The sequence below is a fragment of the Corynebacterium imitans genome (assembly GCF_000739455.1).
Taxonomy (GTDB): Bacteria; Actinomycetota; Actinomycetes; order Mycobacteriales; family Mycobacteriaceae; genus Corynebacterium; species Corynebacterium imitans.
Genome location: NZ_CP009211.1, coordinates 1,508,930 through 1,525,107, shown reverse-complemented (window position 1 = coordinate 1,525,107; position 16,178 = coordinate 1,508,930). Strand labels below are relative to the sequence as shown.

Below are 16,178 nucleotides of genomic sequence, written 5' to 3'. Positions count from 1 at the left end.
AGTGTGTCCTTCCACTTACACGCGAGGGGATGAGGCGGGGGTATCGAGCGCGACGACCTCAACGCGCGCGCAATCAACATCCGCCGGGGAGGGAATACCGGTGCCGGGCAGGGAAGCGGCCGCAGACCCGTAGGCGACGGCCTGCTGCAGGCACTCGGCGAAAGACTTGTCTGCCACGCGCGCCATGACGTAGCCGGCCAACGAGCTGTCGCCCGCGCCGACCGTCGAGCGCACAGTCACCTTCGGCGCCGCTGCGGCCCAGGCACCGTCTGCTGTGACGAGGCACGCGCCCGCGCCGCCTAAGGTGACCAGCACTTCGGCCACGCCGCGGTCGACAAGTTCGCGGGCTGCGCGCAGAATCGAGTCGTAGTCGCCGCGGGCGGCGTCGGCTTCGAGTGCGCGCCCGTCGCCGTCGGTAAGCTGCGCAAGCTCGAAGGCGTTCGGCTTCATGATGGTCGGCGCGGCGCTCTCGAGGCGCTTACCGAGCGCGCGCAACGGCGCGTCGGAGGTGTCTACCGCGATCAGCGGCACAGTGTCGCGCAGCTGAGCAGTAAGTTCGGCGTACCAATCGACCGGTGCGCCGGGAGGCAGGGAGCCGGCGAGCACCGCGGCGTCGGCCTTGTGCGCGTGCTCAGCCAATTGCTTCTCGACGTCCACCCGTCGCTCCCCGGACAACTCCGGGCCAAGCTCGTTGATCTTGGTGGTCGTGCCGTCGGCCTCTGTCAGCGCGGTGTTCGTGCGCACGAAACCGTCGACCGCGATCGGTACAAACGGTACGTTGATCCGGTCTACAGCCTGCAGGAATGGATCATTCTCACCGCATGGCGCGAGCGCGAGCGTTTCCCCGCCTGCCTTGGCGATGGCGTGGGAGACGTTGATGCCTTTGCCACCGGCTTCGCGGCTGGCAGCGTGTGCGCGGACGACTTCGCCGCGGACGACCTGGTCGACGGACAGGGTGGCGTCAATACTGGGGTTTGGTGTCAACGTGATGATCACGGCGTACTCCGTACTGTCGATGTCCGGTGTTTCCTACCCCCGGTGTGTCACACCCCGCGGGCAGTGCACTTCAAGTGCCCTTGAACAGCGACAAAGCGGTCGTGTGAGCACCACGTGCTACACCCAATTATGCCCGATTGTGTGGGAACATTCAAGAAAACGGGCATAAACCCACATTTGTGGGTGTGTTATTCCTCTTCCTTGGTGAGGATGACTTGCACCCCGTTGCGCTCGATCTCTTCGACAAAGGAGGTCGGCGCGTCGGAGTCCGTGATGAGCACGTCGATATCGTCGATCGAACCAAAGCTAACCAGGTAGTCGTTGCCCAGCTTGGAGGAATCGCACATCACCACTACCTTGCGAGCGTTGGTTACCATGGCCTGCTTGACCGCCGCCTCCTGCGCGTCTGCAGTAGAAAGCCCGTGGTCGATGGTGAGTGCGTTCGTGCCGATGAATGCCACGTCAGCGCGCAGGATGGCGAGCGATCGCAGCGCGATATCGCCGACGACAGCCTGGGTGATCGCGCGAACGTTGCCTCCGAGCAGCTGCACGTCCTGCACGTCGGCGCTCGAGAGGTCAAGCGCGGTGGGCAGCGAGTTTGTCACGATGTGGCACTCGCGCGCTGGCGGGTGCTTCGCCATGAGCGAGGCGAGCCCGTTGATTGTGGTGCCGGAATCCAAAAAGATCGAGCCGCCGGGCTTGTCTGGCACGAAATTCAGCGCGGCGCGTGCGATGGCGAGTTTTGCAGCGGAGGCGGTCCGGTAGCGGGCGTCGAGCGGGAACTCTGTGGTGAGGAACGATTGGCTGGCCACGGCACCGCCGTGCACGCGGTGAACCAGCCCCTCGGTGTCCAGCACGGCCAGGTCGCGGCGGATCGTTTCCGCGGTTACCCCGAATTTCCCAGCGAGTTCTGTGACGTTGACCCGTCCCTCAACTGCAGTAAGCGAGGCGATCTGCCGCCGACGTTCTTCTGCGTACACGGCGCTCCTTCGGCTCCTTTGACACACTAAGCAAAAACCAACACGTTGACCGTATTGTTGCAAAAACCAGTGCCCGGTTACACCCTTTTGCTTCCGTTTCCCCCGCTTTGGGGGCGGCAAAAGCCACACCTTGTGCGGCATGCCGCCCCCGCATGAGGGGTGATCTAGAGCGTGCGGAAGACGGAGACGACGCGGCCCATAATCTCGGCATGCGTGCCGTCGATAGGCGAGTAGGCGTCATTGTGTGGCAAAAGCCACACGCCGGTGGAGTCCTTGTGGAACTCCTTTACCGTTGCCTCGCCGTCAAGCAGTGCGGCAACGAATTCGCCCTCCTCTGCCACCGGCTGAGAGCGCACGACAACCCAGTCGCCGGGCAGAATGCCTGCATCCCGCATCGACTCGCCAACAACCTGCAGCATGAACAAGTCGCCGTCGCCCAAAAGCTCCTCGGGTAGCGGGTAGTAGCTCGTCACATTCTCCTCGGCGAGGATCGGGGAGCCAGCGGCAATCTGGCCGACAACCGGAACGTAACGGGCGTTCGAAGCGTCTTCCGGGGCTTCTGCCGCCGGGGCCTTCTGGCGTTGCTTTGCATTGGGGAGGTGGCGAAGATCAACCGCACGCGGCTTGTTCGGGTCTCGGCGCAGGAAGCCCTTCTTCTCCAGCTCCTTGAGCTGGTATGCCACAGAAGATGTGGACTGCAGCCCTGCCGCATCTCCGATCTCGCGAATGCTCGGCGGATATCCGCGCAGCACCACCGCATCCTGGATTACCTCCAGAATTCTGCGCTGGCGATCAGACAAAACGCTCATGTCTAAGTTCTTGGTCTCGGGTTTCTTGCGTGCCATGGGTGCTCCTTAATTGTGGAATTGGTGGCGCGTATAGCGCACTCTTTAACCTACCAGACAGGGCAAGGGTGTTCGACTTTTTCTTAGTGGTGTAGACAGCGTTGTGTTGGGGTGCTATAAATCGAACACGTAACCTAATCTCGAACATATGGGCGCGAGACCGTTCGATAATGTTCGTCGGGTTTTTAGAATGAAGAAAACGCACAAAGGAGCACAACAATGACCATCATGCACAATCGTACGTATTCCGCAGCGACGAGCGCGAAGGAGCGTGGGTACCGTGGATATCCTGTCGCAGAATGGGACCTTATAGAAAGGGAGCTTCCTGCACGAGAGGCTCGCCCTGTTCGAACGCTCAATGTTTCGACACCCTTGGATCCGCAAGAGAGAAAGCAAGCGCCCGTTATTGGGAAAGTCGAAAAATCTCAATTCGAATCCCGCCGCGAAAAGCGTGAAAGCGTATTGGTGGGAATCGGGCTGGGGATTGCGCTGATCCTGGGATCTGCACTTGGCGGGGTGTTCTCGCCGGAGCAGTCAGGGAACACCTTGCCCAGCGAGGCGGAGTTCGCCTTCTACGCACAGCACTAGGCTGCACTGTCTCTCTGACCGCGGCACCGGGTAGCGTAGGCAAGCAAGAAGATAAGACGCCGAGCTGCCGGAGGAGACCGCGATGTACTGCCCGTTCTGCCACCACGAACACTCGCGGGTGACCGACTCGCGCATGATTGACGCTGGTGCCGCAATCCGGCGCCGCCGCGAGTGTACCGAGTGCGGCGGCCGCTTCACCACGGTGGAGAAGGCGGTCCTGACAGTGGTGAAGAGAAACGGCGTGAGCGAACCCTTCGACCGCGACAAGCTCATCGTCGGCGTGCGCAGGGCATGCCAGGGCCGAGACGTGTCCGACGACGCGCTCAAACGGCTCGCGCAGCAGGTAGAAGAAACCGTGCGCTCGCACGGCAGCTCACAGGTGCCCGCCAACGAGATCGGTCTGGCCGTCCTTGAGCCGCTGCGTGCGCTCGATGAGGTGGCGTACCTGCGCTTCGCGTCGGTATATAAGTCCTTCGAGAGCGCGGACGACTTCGAATCCGAGATCCGGCTGATGCGCCGCCGCGACAAGGACGACTTCTAGGCACCTAGCGCAGCTTGTCCACCATCTTCTCGATCCGGCGGGCGCTGACCGGCTTCGGTGTGCCGAGCCGCTGCGCAAAAATACTCACGCGCAGCTCCTCGATGCGCCACAGCACGTCCTTGTACGCGCGTGTTTTCTCCCGGCCCGCTGGCAGCGTCTTGCGCTTCGCTTCCAGATAGGCCTTTGCGGTGTCGATGACCTCCTGGCGGTCGGCATCGCGGTCCGGGTCCATCCGCATGTCCTCCAACCGCAGGCGCATGGCCTCGATGTAGCGCGGCAAGTGCTGGAGGTTGACCAACCCGTGGATCGTCAGCGCGTTCTTCGGGAGGTAGAACGCCAGCTGCGACTTCATGTCATCGATGGCTGGGCCCTCCCACTGGGAAAGCTCGCTGGCCATGTTGGCGTACGCCACCAAGCCGGGTGCCACACCTACCACCATGCGGCGCACCGCACCCGGCACCTCCGGCTTGATACGTGCGACGAGTGCGTCGAAGTCCTCCGGCGTGCGCACCGGCCCGCCGTGCTTGATCAGCAGATCGCGGATGGAAGCGACGCGGGCATCCTCGACCAAGCCCGCGGCACCGCCGTGCGGGTACTGGTCAACGGCGACTTTCTGACGCAGCGGCAAGCCCTTCGTCATCTGCTGCGGGGAGACAGAGATCTTGCGCAGAAGCATGGTCAGCGTTGCCGTCATCATTGAGGCATCCGCCGCGGCCTTGGTTGGGAAGACCTTCACGCGCACGCCTTCGCGCGTCGCCTCGAGGGCGGGGTAGGCGTCGACCTCGTTGCCGTCGATGGTGGTTGGCACCGTCTCGGGAACCTCGCCAAGCGAGTCGGCGGTCCAGGCCTGCACCGCCTTCGACTCGGAGGCGCGCCCCGCCTTGGACACCGACGACGAGATCTTGCCCGCCTGCCTGCGCTTGAGCGCCTCGACGTCCTTGTCGTGGTCGACGATGTCGCCACGGCGATCGATCGCGGCGAAGGTGACCCGCAGGTGCGCTGGTAGCCGATTCGGGTTGAAGTCCGAGCCGTTGACGCCGCTTGCACCGAGGCGTTGCAGGGCGGTGGCGAAGGCGTCGATAAGCGAGGGCTCCTGCGTTTCCAACAGGGGCAGCGCGCGTTGGGCGAAGTCGGGGGCGGGCACCACCGTGGTGCGGATGCCCTTCGGCAGCGTTCGGATCAGTTCGGTGAGCAGCTCCTCGCGCAGGCCCGGCACGAGCCAGTCGAAGCCCGTCGGGTCAAAGCCGGCGAGCAGTGGGACGGGGACTTCCACGGTGACGCCGTCGAAGGGGTCGCCAGGCTCGAACTTGTAGCGCAGGGCATAGTCGATGGAGCCGCTGCGCAGCGTTTCGGGGAAGGCGGCTGCGGAGGTGTCGGTGCCCGCGTCGTCAAGCAGCGCGTCCGGGTCGAAGTCCAAAAAGTGCTCGTCTTTGCGCCGCTGCTTCTTCCACCAGGAATCGAAGTGGCGGGCGGTCGTGACACCCTCGGGCAACTTCGCGTCGTAGAAGTCGAAGAGTGTGTCCTCGTCAACCACGAGCCCGCGGCGGCGCACCTTGTCCTCGACGTGCGCGGCCTCGTGAAGCAGCGCGTCGTTGTGCTCGATGAAACGGTGGTGGCGGTTCCACTCGCCGGCGAGCAGGGCGTGGCGGATAAACATCGCGCGCGCCGCCTCTGGGTCGACGCGGTGGTAAGGCACGAGCCGGTCGCGCACGATGGCCACGCCATAGAGCATGGACTTTTGGTGCACCATTGCCGACGAGCGCTTCCGCGACCACACCGGCTCCGAATAACTGTGCTTGATCAGGTCTTTCGCGGCGCGTTCGACCCATTCCGGCTCGATCTTGGCCACATCGCGCGCCCAGAGTCGCGAGGTTTCAACGAGCTCGGCGGCCATGAGGAACTCTGGCGGCTTCTTGCTCAGGCTGGAGCCTGGGAAGATCATGAAGCGGGTGCCGCGGGTGCCCTGGAACTCCTTCGAGTTGCCGTCGCGTGCGCCGATGTTCGACAGCAGACCGGTCAGCAGCGACTTGTGGATGGCGTCCGCGTCCCGCTCGCCGGCGACCTGAGCGGGCATCGACCAACCGAGCTGCTTGGACACCTCGCGCAGCTGGCGCACCAAGTCGTACCACTCGCGAATGCGCATGTAGTGCAGGAATTCGCGCTTCATGCGCTTGCGGAATGCGTTGCCGGAGAGCTCGTCGCGCGAGTCGTGGATGTAGTCCCACAGCTTGAGCGCAGACAGGAAGTCCGAGGTCTTGTCCTTGAAGCGGGCGTGCGCCTGGTCGGCCTGGGCCTGGTACTCCAGGGGTCGCTCGCGGACGTCTTGGATGGTCATGCTTGCGACGATCACGGAGACGTCGTCAAGCACGCCCAGCGTATTGGCTTCAACGAGCATGCGTGCCATGCGCGGGTCGACCGGGATGCGGGCGAGGTCGCGCCCGATGTCGGTGAGCACTGGCGCGCCGCCGCGCTCCTTGTCTGTGATCGCGCCGAGCTCGTGGAGCAGCAGCAGGCCGTCGCGCACCGTCTTGTGGTCCGGCGGCTGGATGAAGGGGAACTCGGCGATGTCGCCCAGGCGCAGCGAAATCATCTGCAAAATCACGCTGGCGAGGTTGGTGCGCAGAATTTCCGGGTCCGTAAACTCCGGCCGCGCCTCGAAGTTCTCCTCCGAGTACAGGCGGATCGCGACGCCGTCGGCCACGCGGCCCGAGCGGCCCGAGCGCTGGTTGGCGCTGGCCTGCGAGACCTCTTCGATGGGAAGTCGCTGCACCTTGGTGCGCGTGGAGTAACGCGAGATACGCGCGAGGCCTGTGTCCACCACGTAGTGGATACCTGGCACGGTCAGCGAGGTCTCCGCGATATTCGTGGCCAGTACGATGCGGCGGCCCGAGTGCGGAGAGAACACGCGGTGCTGCTCCGCGTTGGACAGCCGGCCGAATAGGGGAGTGACCTCCACCCCGCGCCAGTGCTTCTTCTCAATCGCCTCCATACAGTCGCGGATGTCGCGCTCAGACGCGAAGAAGCACAGGATGTCGCCGCCTCCCTCCCGCATGAGCTCAGCGCAGGCGTCGACGACGCCGTCGATCATGTCGATGTCTACTTCCTTGCCGCCGACCTGCTCGACCAATGGGCGGTAGCGGATCTCCACCGGGTAGGTGCGGCCGGAAACCTCGATGATCGGCGCGGGCTCACCCTTCGCATCGCTGAAGTGCTCGGCGAAGCGCTCCGGGTCGATCGTCGCGGAGGTGATGATGACCTTCAGGTCCGGGCGCTTCGGCAGCAGCCGCTTGAGGTAGCCGAGCAGAAAGTCGATGTTCAGCGAGCGCTCGTGCGCCTCGTCGATAATGATCGTGTCGTAGGCATTGAGGAAGCGGTCGCGCTGCATCTCGGCGAGCAGGATGCCGTCGGTCATGAGCTTGACCGCCGTGTGCGCCGAAACCTTGTCATCGAAGCGGATGGCGTAGCCGACGGACTCACCAATCTTCTGTCCGAGCTCGTCGGCGATACGCTCGGCGACACTGCGCGCGGCAATACGGCGCGGCTGCGTGTGCCCAATCAGCCCCCTGCGGCCGCGCCCGAGCTCGAGCAGCATCTTCGGGATCTGCGTCGTCTTGCCCGAGCCGGTCTCGCCCGCGATGATTACGACCTGATTGTCGCGGATGAGCTCCATGATGTCCTCACGCCGCGCGGAAACCGGCAGCTGCTCGGGGTATTCGATCGCGGGCACAAGCGCATCTCGCTTCTCGACGACCCGCTGCGCCTTCCCAATATCCTCACCAATCGCCGCCAGCGCCCGCGGTGCCTTGGCTTTGGCGAGCCGGCGGCGGAAGCGGCGCACCTCACTCAGCGGGACCTTGTCGAGGCGCTGGTAGAGCTCGTCTTTCGTCGGCGCAGAGTCAGGCGCCTCGTGTGCTGCAGCAGATTCCTTCATAGATGAAGCACCAGTCTAGTCGCCCGCGCTACTTCGCTAGGACGGCGGTGCTGTCCTCGACGGCGGCAGCGTAGACCTGCGCGATCATCTCTCCGAGTGCCGCGAACTCTTCGCCGCGTGTCGACGACGCGCGGTAGGCCATCCCCACCGTACGGTGCGCCTCCGCTCCCTCGGCAAAAGTGGCCAGCCCAAGCCCGGGCCGGTCGCACTCAGTCGCCACCGCGGAAAGCGGCACGAGCGTAGCGCCGAATCCGGCCATGACCAGCTGGATTACCGTGGTTAGTGACGCGGCGCGAGTATCCGAGTGCGCCGTCGAGGCGTTGCGAGCGTCTGCGCGCTTGCATAGGTCGATGACTTGGTCGCGGAGGCAGTGGCCGTCGTCAAGCAAGAGCAGCTCAAGGTCGCCAAGCGCTTCGAGCGAGAGCTTGCGGTTGCCGGCGTGCGGACTGTCGGCGCCGGTGACCACGACGAACTCCTCGTCGTAGAGCGGTACCTCGGTCAGCCCGGTGGCCTCGGTGGGAAGCGCGAGGATGGCGATGTCCACGCGGCCGTCGCGAAGCTGGGCGAGCAGGTGCTCGGTCTGTTCCTCCACGATGCGCGGGCGCAGCTCGGCAAACTCCTGTTTCAGGAGGGGGAGCAGGCCGGGCAAGAGGTAGGGGGCAACAGTAGGGATGACGCCGATGGTCAGTGGGCCGCGCAGCGCGCCGTGCGCGCCCTCGGCGTGGGAGACAAAGGCGTCGGCCGCTTCCAGCGTGGCCTTTGCGAAGGGGAGGAGCTCCTTGCCCGCTGGGGTGACGATGACTTTGCGGGTCGAGCGCTCGATGAGCTGGATGTCGAGGCCGCTTTCCAGCGCCGCGAGCGCCTGCGAGAGCGAGGGTTGCGAGATGTGTAGCTTGCTCGCCGCAGTGCCGAAGTGCTTGTGCTCCGCAATAGTGACGAAGGTGCGCAGCTGTGCGAGCGTGGGTTTATATTCCTTATTGCTCATGCCTATAAGAGTACACGACGGTAATAAGTTTTGCTGTTGATTAATCGCGTGTGCTGTGGCATACTTGGGATCGAAGGCGAAAACCGCCTCACAGCAAATCCGTACCCGGCAACATTCTTAAATGGAGGAATCACTATGCCGATCATGACCGTTGGAGAGCGCTTCCCCGAGTTCAACCTCACCGCACTGAAGGGTGGCAACCTGAAGGACGCTAACGCCTCCACCCCGGACGACTACTTCGAGCAGGTCTCCCTGGATAAGTACGAGGGCAAGTGGAAGGTCGTCTTCTTCTACCCGAAGGACTTCACCTTCGTCTGCCCGACCGAGATCGCTGCGTTCGGCAAGCTGAACGAGGAGTTCGAGGACCGCGACACCCAGGTGCTCGGCGGCTCCGTTGACAACGAGTTCTCCCACTTCAACTGGCGTGCAACCCACGAGGATCTGCTGGACATCCCGTTCCCGATGTTCTCGGACATCCGCCACGACCTGATCCGCGCACTCGGCGTCGAGAACGCTGACGGTGTTGCAGACCGCGCGACCTTCATCATCGACCCGGACGGCATCGTCCAGTTCGTGTCCGTCACCCCGGACGCAGTCGGCCGCAACGTCGACGAGGTCCTGCGCGTGCTCGACGCACTGCAGTCCGAGGAAGTCTGCGCCTGCGACTGGCAGAAGAACGACCCGACCAAGAACATCGACAAGATGGCTGTGGTCCAGGAGTCCCTGAAGTAGTACTTCACCTTTAGTTCCCGTGCCGCCCCGCGCTCCGCACCGCTGGAGCGGCGGGGCGCACCTATAGCAACCGAGAGGATAAACGTATGTCTATTGATAACCTGCGCAACGCACTTCCCGAGTACGCCAAGGACCAGAAGCTCAACCTCGGCTCCCTGACCCGCTCCACCGAGCTTTCCGAGCAGCAGCTGTGGGGCACCCTCGTTGCCACCGCGGCCGCGACCCGCAACGCAACCGTGATCTCCGAGATCACCGACGAGGCTAAGGAGCACCTCTCCGAGGAGGCTATCGACGCCGCCTTCGGCGCCGCCACCGTCATGGGGATGAACAACGTTGCCTACCGCGCCAAGGGCTGGCTCGGCGACGACTACGCACAGGTCAAGTTCGGCCTGCGCATGAACATCATCTCCAAGCCGGGCGTGGAGAAGGTCGACTTCGAGCTGTGGTCGCTCGCCGTGTCCACCATTAACGGCTGCGAGCACTGCGCTGTCGCGCACGCCAACACCGTACGCGAGGAGGGCCTGACCAAAGAGCAGGTCTGGGAGGCCGTGAAGGTCGCCGGTGTCGTGCAGGCAATCGCTCAGACCATTGAGATCGAGGACGCGCGCTAGTCGCCCGCTTATCGACGCCCCGCTCACCCCGAGCAGGGCGTCTTTTTTATTTCCCCCAAACCATTATTAGACGTTCGTTTTGGGTCGTTGGTTCCGTTTCGGGCCACTAATGGGTGTATTCTCACATTTGCTTGTTTTTGCAGGTGAGCGTGGTTTATCGTCGGGGGCATGACAGATTTGGATGCACTTGCTTTGGTTGACCGCTGCGGATACGACTTCGTTGCCGCTGCGGCCGGACTCGAGCTTGCCCAACTGCAGGCACACGGCATCCAACCAGATCGCGCCAAACAACTCCGCGACACCGCCTCGGTGCTGTGCGGGAAAACCTCGCACACCAAATACCAGGCCCGCGCCCAAGAAGGTGCGCGCGTGCACGGGCATAGGTTGGACACCCTGGCCTACATCACCCGCTCTGCCCGCTCGCTGAAAGACGTGACGAAGCGCTGGCACTACATCGAGCGCCTGTGCAACACATCCGGCGACCTGGCACGCATTCGGCGTGTGGCCGCGGAGCTGAAGGCCGAACTGCAGGCACCGGAACCGCGCACCCCGAAAGCACGGGTCACCCACCACGGCGACGGGTTTGCCACCCTGCGGCTTACCGGGCCCGCGGCAGACGTCCAGGGCGTCTTCGACGCCGCCAAGAACGACGTCACCGGCTGGCTAAACGGCGGGTGCCCGAAAGCCGACTACCTGGTGCGGGTGACCGCAAACCTTGATCTGGGTGACTACCTGCGCATCATTGCCGGCGAAGGCAACGATGTGCAGGTGCATTTTGATAATGGGGTGATCGTCTCCGGTGAGGAGTTTGTGCGCATGCAGCTCGAAGACATCGGGGCGATCATCCTCATCGGGGTCATGGACGGGCCAGTCAACGCGTACCATGCGCGTTTTGCTACCCCGAAGCACCGGGAAGTCATGCTTGCCGACTCCACCACGTGTACCTGGAAGGGATGCAAGGCACCCGCCTCTGAGTGCGATGCCCACCACATGGTTGAGCACCAACATGGTGGGGAGACCACACCATCGAATTTGGGGTGGTTGTGTAAGTACCACAACTCCCAGGCCGCCCGCGGCACCCGCGGGCATACAGAAAGACGCGACGGGCAGATCACCTACGTCTCACCCTACGGGAACGTCACCGCCACCGGCACCGACCACAAAGCCCGAGCCGACAACCGCAAACCACCCGACTAAAACCCACGCAAAAGCCCGCGCGCCAACACCACCGGCGCGCGGGCAAGCATGCCCGGAAACGCGACCTAAGCCTCGCGCAGGCCAGCCGGGTCACGCAAGACGCCGAAGCGGTGCAGAGTCGCCGAGATGGCTTGTTCGTGGAGGTAGGGGAGGAGCTCGCGGCGGCCGTCGGCAAGCACAGGCCCGTCGAGTACCGCGGTAGCGATGTCGCCGTAAAGCGACTCGGGGGCTATACCGATCACGCGCACGCGCGAGGGCTTGCCCGTGATTTCGGACCCGTCGACCTGGACGCCGGCGGCGCGAAGCTGCGCGTGCGCGGGCTCTGGCGCAATGATGCGGAGCTGCGTGCCGGTGCGTGCGGCTGCGAGGAGTTGGCGGTAGACGTCGCGAAGCACAAAGCCGTCGCCGACGTAGCACACAAGCGGCTCGAGCAGCGGACGGTACCGGAAGATATTCGCCTCGGAGCGCAGGCCCGCGAAGTCGTGCTCGCGGCCGAACTCCCGCTGCCACGCCAACTCGTCGTACTCCGCGGCACGCGAAAGCCAGCCGAAGTCCTCCGCGGAGACGTGGTCTGCGAACTCGCGGAGCAGCTCCGCAACCTGCGGCTGCACGCTCACGCCGGGCGAAGGCGCGTCGATGTCGTGCCAGGTGCCCATCTGTGCAACGTAGTTCGGCCCACCGGCCTTCGCACCCGGCCCGACCGAGGACTTCTTCCACCCGCCGAAGGGCTGGCGCTGCACGATCGCGCCGGTGATCCCGCGGTTGACATAGACGTTGCCCGCCTCGACGCGATCGAGCCAGTAGGTGATCTCCTCGCCGTCGAGGGTGTGCAGGCCGGCGGTCAGGCCGTAGCCGGTGGAGTTCTGCCACTCGATGGCCTCGTCGAGGTCGCGGGCGTGCATGATGCCCAGGACGGGGCCGAAGCATTCGTTGAGGTGGAACCAGGAGCCGGGGCGCACGCCGTCGCGGATGCCGGGGGACCAGTAGCGACCTTCGTCGTCAAGCTGCTTCGGCTCGAGCAGCCAGCGTTCGCCGGGCTCGAGCTGGGTGAGCCCGCGGCGGAGCTTGTCGCCGGGGGCTTCGATGAGTCCGTTCATGGTAGTGGTGATGTCGGTGCCGGGGCCGACGTTCAGGGTGCGCGTGGCGTCGATGAGCTGGTTGCGCAGGCGCTCGGAGTCGCCGGCGGCACCGACCAAGATCACCAGGGACGCTGCGGAGCACTTCTGGCCGGAGTGGCCGAAGGCGGACTGGTAGAGATCAGCGATCGCGAGGTCCGGGTCGGCGGACGGGGTGATGATCAGGGCGTTTTTGCCGGAGGTTTCCGCCATCACGTTGAGCTGCGGCTTCCAGGAGCTGAACAGTTGCGCGGTGTCGGAGGCACCGGTGAGGATGACGGCGTCGACGTCTGCGTGGGTGATCAGGCGCTTGCCGGCGTCGGCCTCGTCGGCGCGCAGGTATTGCACGGTGTCGGGGTCGATGTCGTGCGCGGCGAAGGCTTCGTGGATGCAGTCGACGATGAGCTTCGCGCACGCCGTGACCTGCGGCGCCGGCTTGATGATCACCGCAGAACCCGCCGCGAGCGCCGCCGTGATCCCGCCGGTGGGGATGGCCACGGGGAAGTTCCACGGCGGCACCACCACGGTGAGCTGGTTGGGTTCGAAGCGCGCGCGGATGTCGCCGAGGCGACGCGCGGCGTCGGCGTAGTAGGCGCAGAAGTCGATGGCCTCGGAGATCTCTGGGTCGGTTTGGTCGACCGTTTTTCCGGCCTCGTGGGCGGCAGTGGCGATGAAGTCGCCGCGGCGCGCTGCGATCACGTCGCCGATGGCCTCGAGCACGGTTGCGCGCTCGTCGGCGCTGAGTGCGCCCCACGCCCTTTGCTTCTCGACGCCCACACGCACCGCCTCATCCACCCGCCCCGTATCGTGGATCTCTTCGCCGATATCGATGGCAGGCGGGTTGGCCAGGTGCGCGAGCGCCCAGGCGCGGTTGGCGTGCAGGGCGGGGTCGGTATCCGGCTCGTTGAGAAAGCGCCCGGCGTGCGCGCTCGCGCTTGCTGTGGCACGGGCCGCATCTTGGGCGCGATCTTGGGTGTGCCGCGGGCCTGCTGCGACCTCGTGGCGGGTGGCCACGGCGTTGCGGAAGACCTGCTCCTGTGCTTGGAGCGGGGTCAGTTCGCTGTGGCCGTGACCCGGCTCGTTGGGGGCGAACAGGGCGTAGAGGAAGTTCTGGGGCGCGGCGTTTTCCTCCAGTCGGCGCACGAGGTAGGAAACGGCGACGTCGAAGTCCTCCTTGTGCACGACTGGGGTGTAGAGGATCTGGCGACCGTAGGCGCGGCGCACCGTGGTCTGCTGGGCCGGGGACATGCCTTGGAGCATTTCGGAGTCGATCATGTGGGCGACGTTGCGTCGAGAAGCGAGCTCCTTGGCAAAGGCCGCAGTGAACAGGTTGTGGGTGGCCACGCCGATGGAGACGGCGTCGGCGTACTCGGGCCGCAGGATGGTGTCGAGGAGTCGGTAGTAGTTCGCGTCGACGTCCTGCTTGGTGGGGTAGGGAGCCTGCGGCCAGCCGCGCAGCTCGGCGTGCGCGCGCTCCATGGACAAGTTCGCGCCCTTGACGAGGCGGATCTTGATCTTCGCGCCACCCTCCGCGACGCGCTCGCGGGCGAACTCGGCGAGCTCCTCCAGCGCGGCAAGCGTGTCCGGCAGGTAGGCCTGCAAGACGATGCCGCCTTCGTAGTCGCGGAACTCTTCCTCTGCGAGCAGCTGGGTAAACACTGCGATGGTCAGGTGCAGGTCGTGGTATTCCTCCATGTCCATGTTGAGGAATACGCGCGGGCTGCGGTCGCGGGCGGCGCGGTACAGCGGCCGAATGCGGTCCTTGACGCGGGCAACGCTGCCGTCGAAGTCCCAGGGGTTGAGCTGCGCGACCATGGAGGAAGCCTTGACCGAGACGTAAGTGACCCGCGGGTTGCGGATCAACGCGAGTGTGCGTTCCGCGCGGTCGGTGGCTTCGCCCTCACCGAGGACAGCCTCGCCGAGAAGGTTGAGGTTGAGTTCCTCGCCACGCTCGGCCGCGCGATCCAGCAGGTCGTTGAGCGCGTCCGACTCCGCATCGAGCACGAGGTGGCCGACGAGCTGGCGCAGACGGGCGCGCGCCGCCGGGATAACTACCTTCGGCAAGATCGGGCCGACGAAGGCGCCGAGACCGACGAGCAGGCCGTTGATTTGGCCGAGGAAGGAGGCGTCGATGCCGGAGGTGAGAGAGCGCAGGGCGCGGGCGGCGACGCGGTCGTCTTCGGGGCGCATGACGCGGTCGACGAAGTCCATGGTGAAGCGGACGCCGTCGTCGTCGCGAAGCAGCGCGGCGAGCTGCTGGGTTTGTGAGTCGTTCGCGTCGTCCTCGGCGGTTTCCGCGATCCAGGCGTGGGCTTGGGCGGCGGCGGCCTCGACGATGGCGTCGAAATCGGTGACGGGTTGAGCCATGGCGTACTCCTTAAGGGGTCGAGAAAAACACCCGCTTGGGCGCGGGCGCAAGCGGGCGGGAGGGGATTTACAGGCCGGCGAAGCGGCTGCGCAGCGGGTCGAACGGCGCGATGGTGCGGTCGATCTCGCCGGTGGCGATCTGCTTGGCCAGCATCTTGCCGGACAGCGGGCCGAGGATGATGCCCCACATGCCGTGGCCGCCGTTGGTGTAGACGTTCGGTGCCTTCGTGGCACCGACCAGCGGCAGGCCGTCCGGGGTGACGGGGCGGGAGCCGACCCACTCGTCCTGGCGGTCGTCCCAGTTAATGCCGCGGAACATGGGCGCGGTGGCGTGGATCATGGAGGCGACGCGCCCGGGCTGGAAGGACTCGTCCGGACCGCGGAACTCCATCGTGCCGGCGACGCGCAGGCGGCCCTGGTAGGGGGTGCAGGCGATCTTCTGCTCGGGAAGGTAGACGGGGCACTCCGGGGTCTTTTCGGTCTCGACGCTAAACGAGTAGCCACGTCCGGCCTGCACCATGGTGTTCACGCCGAGCTCGCGCGCCAGGTCCGGCATCCACGCGCCGGTGGCCACGACGACGACGTCAGCGGGCTTCCACTCGCCGGTCGACAGCTGAACCGCCGGCTTGCGGGTGGAGGTGACTTTGGTGACTTCCACGCCGGTGGTGATGGTGCCGCCGCGAGATGTAAAGGAGTCGGCGATGGCCTGACAGTACGGGCCGGGCTCGATGAAGCGCTGGCCTTCCATCTTGTAGATGGCCTTCACCTTGTCGGTGAGCATGGGCGCGTGCTCGCGTGCTTCTTCCAGGGAGACGGGGTGGAAGGGGATCTCCTGGCCGTGGCGGACTGCGCCGTCGACTTCCTTGAGGAAGCCCTTGGCCTGGTTCTCGGACTCGAAGCCGATGATGTAGGGCGCGCGGTAGGACTTGGATGCTACGCCGCCTTCCTCGAGCTCGTCGAAAGCCGCGAGCGAGGCCATGTCGGCCGGGGTGAGCCCCGCCATGGTCTTGTCCCACGCGCGCTGGGTGGCGTGCGCCATGAACTGTGCGCAGAAGGCCCAGAGCTTCGGGTCGATGCGCACTGGCACGGAGAGCGCGGCGTTGCGGTCGAACAGGGCGGTGGGGCCGTAGGCCCAGAGGCTGGAGTTGGACAGCGGGATGGTTTTGCCGGGGGCGAGCCAGCCGGCGTTGCCCCAGGAGGAGCCGCCGGCGACGCCGATTTTGTCGAGGACTTCCACCTCGTAGCCATATTCTTGCAAGAACCATGCGGTGGATAGTCCGGTCATGCCTG

Annotated in this window: 12 protein-coding genes; 5 read left to right on the top strand and 7 right to left on the bottom strand. The window is 65.0% G+C overall.

Annotation, left to right across the window (positions count from 1 at the left end):
* Positions 1-15: 15 nt before the first annotated feature.
* From CIMIT_RS07150 to lexA, 3 genes are all read right to left on the bottom strand, one after another.
* The gene (locus tag CIMIT_RS07150; protein WP_038591025.1) at positions 16-996 is read right to left on the bottom strand and encodes a 1-phosphofructokinase family hexose kinase; all 981 of its coding nucleotides are present in this window, start codon (positions 994-996) and stop codon (positions 16-18) included.
* Positions 997-1,184: 188 nt separating this feature from the next.
* Positions 1,185-1,976, bottom strand: a complete 792-nt coding sequence (locus CIMIT_RS07145) for a DeoR/GlpR family DNA-binding transcription regulator (protein WP_038591022.1) — start codon at positions 1,974-1,976, stop codon at positions 1,185-1,187.
* A gap of 164 nt (positions 1,977-2,140) precedes the next feature.
* Positions 2,141-2,821, bottom strand: a complete 681-nt coding sequence (gene lexA, locus CIMIT_RS07140; RefSeq protein ID WP_038591019.1) for a transcriptional repressor LexA — start codon at positions 2,819-2,821, stop codon at positions 2,141-2,143.
* Between the two features lie 219 nt (positions 2,822-3,040).
* On the opposite strand from lexA, the gene CIMIT_RS07135 reads away from it, so the two are divergent.
* Together CIMIT_RS07135 and nrdR are read left to right on the top strand one after the other, a co-directional pair.
* Positions 3,041-3,409 carry a hypothetical protein gene (locus CIMIT_RS07135; protein WP_038591016.1) on the top strand — a complete coding sequence of 123 codons (369 nt, stop codon included), beginning with the start codon at positions 3,041-3,043 and terminating at the stop codon, positions 3,407-3,409.
* Between the two features lie 82 nt (positions 3,410-3,491).
* Positions 3,492-3,950, top strand: coding sequence for a transcriptional regulator NrdR (nrdR, locus tag CIMIT_RS07130; RefSeq protein ID WP_038591013.1), 459 nt, complete (start codon positions 3,492-3,494; stop codon positions 3,948-3,950).
* A gap of 4 nt (positions 3,951-3,954) precedes the next feature.
* On the opposite strand, the gene hrpA is transcribed toward nrdR, so the two are convergent.
* Together hrpA and CIMIT_RS07120 are read right to left on the bottom strand one after the other, a co-directional pair.
* On the bottom strand, positions 3,955-7,881 hold the full coding sequence (hrpA, locus tag CIMIT_RS07125; RefSeq protein ID WP_038591010.1) for an ATP-dependent RNA helicase HrpA: 3,927 nt from the start codon (positions 7,879-7,881) through the stop codon (positions 3,955-3,957).
* 28 nt (positions 7,882-7,909) lie between these two features.
* A complete protein-coding gene (locus tag CIMIT_RS07120) occupies positions 7,910-8,866 on the bottom strand; it encodes a hydrogen peroxide-inducible genes activator (RefSeq protein WP_038591007.1) in 957 nt (318 codons plus the stop codon).
* A gap of 135 nt (positions 8,867-9,001) precedes the next feature.
* Between CIMIT_RS07120 and CIMIT_RS07115 the strand changes: the two genes are divergently transcribed.
* From CIMIT_RS07115 to CIMIT_RS07105, 3 genes are all read left to right on the top strand, one after another.
* Complete coding sequence (locus CIMIT_RS07115; protein WP_038591004.1) at positions 9,002-9,598, top strand: peroxiredoxin; 597 nt, start codon at positions 9,002-9,004, stop codon at positions 9,596-9,598.
* 86 nt (positions 9,599-9,684) lie between these two features.
* Entirely contained in the window at positions 9,685-10,209 is a 525-nt protein-coding gene (locus CIMIT_RS07110; RefSeq protein WP_038591001.1) for a carboxymuconolactone decarboxylase family protein, read from the top strand.
* Between the two features lie 168 nt (positions 10,210-10,377).
* A complete protein-coding gene (locus CIMIT_RS07105) occupies positions 10,378-11,406 on the top strand; it encodes an HNH endonuclease signature motif containing protein (protein WP_038590998.1) in 1,029 nt (342 codons plus the stop codon).
* Positions 11,407-11,471: 65 nt separating this feature from the next.
* Here the strand turns inward: CIMIT_RS07105 and CIMIT_RS07100 are convergent, their stop codons facing one another.
* The gene (locus CIMIT_RS07100) at positions 11,472-14,888 is read right to left on the bottom strand and encodes a proline dehydrogenase family protein (protein ID WP_038590996.1); all 3,417 of its coding nucleotides are present in this window, start codon (positions 14,886-14,888) and stop codon (positions 11,472-11,474) included.
* 67 nt (positions 14,889-14,955) lie between these two features.
* On the bottom strand, positions 14,956-16,173 hold the full coding sequence (locus CIMIT_RS07095; protein ID WP_051905036.1) for an NAD(P)/FAD-dependent oxidoreductase: 1,218 nt from the start codon (positions 16,171-16,173) through the stop codon (positions 14,956-14,958).
* Between the last annotated feature and the right edge of the window lie 5 nt (positions 16,174-16,178).

Excerpts from the sequence above, each read along its gene's own strand:
- lexA (WP_038591019.1), bottom strand. The coding sequence starts at position 2,821 with ATGGCACGCAAGAAACCCGAGACCAAGAACTTAGACATGAGCGTTTTG.
- CIMIT_RS07135 (WP_038591016.1), top strand. The coding sequence starts at position 3,041 with ATGACCATCATGCACAATCGTACGTATTCCGCAGCGACGAGCGCGAAG.
- nrdR (WP_038591013.1), top strand. The coding sequence starts at position 3,492 with ATGTACTGCCCGTTCTGCCACCACGAACACTCGCGGGTGACCGACTCG.
- hrpA (WP_038591010.1), bottom strand. The coding sequence starts at position 7,881 with ATGAAGGAATCTGCTGCAGCACACGAGGCGCCTGACTCTGCGCCGACG.
- CIMIT_RS07120 (WP_038591007.1), bottom strand. The coding sequence starts at position 8,866 with ATGAGCAATAAGGAATATAAACCCACGCTCGCACAGCTGCGCACCTTC.
- CIMIT_RS07115 (WP_038591004.1), top strand. The coding sequence starts at position 9,002 with ATGCCGATCATGACCGTTGGAGAGCGCTTCCCCGAGTTCAACCTCACC.
- CIMIT_RS07110 (WP_038591001.1), top strand. The coding sequence starts at position 9,685 with ATGTCTATTGATAACCTGCGCAACGCACTTCCCGAGTACGCCAAGGAC.
- CIMIT_RS07105 (WP_038590998.1), top strand. The coding sequence starts at position 10,378 with ATGACAGATTTGGATGCACTTGCTTTGGTTGACCGCTGCGGATACGAC.
- CIMIT_RS07100 (WP_038590996.1), bottom strand. The coding sequence starts at position 14,888 with ATGGCTCAACCCGTCACCGATTTCGACGCCATCGTCGAGGCCGCCGCC.
- CIMIT_RS07095 (WP_051905036.1), bottom strand. The coding sequence starts at position 16,173 with ATGACCGGACTATCCACCGCATGGTTCTTGCAAGAATATGGCTACGAG.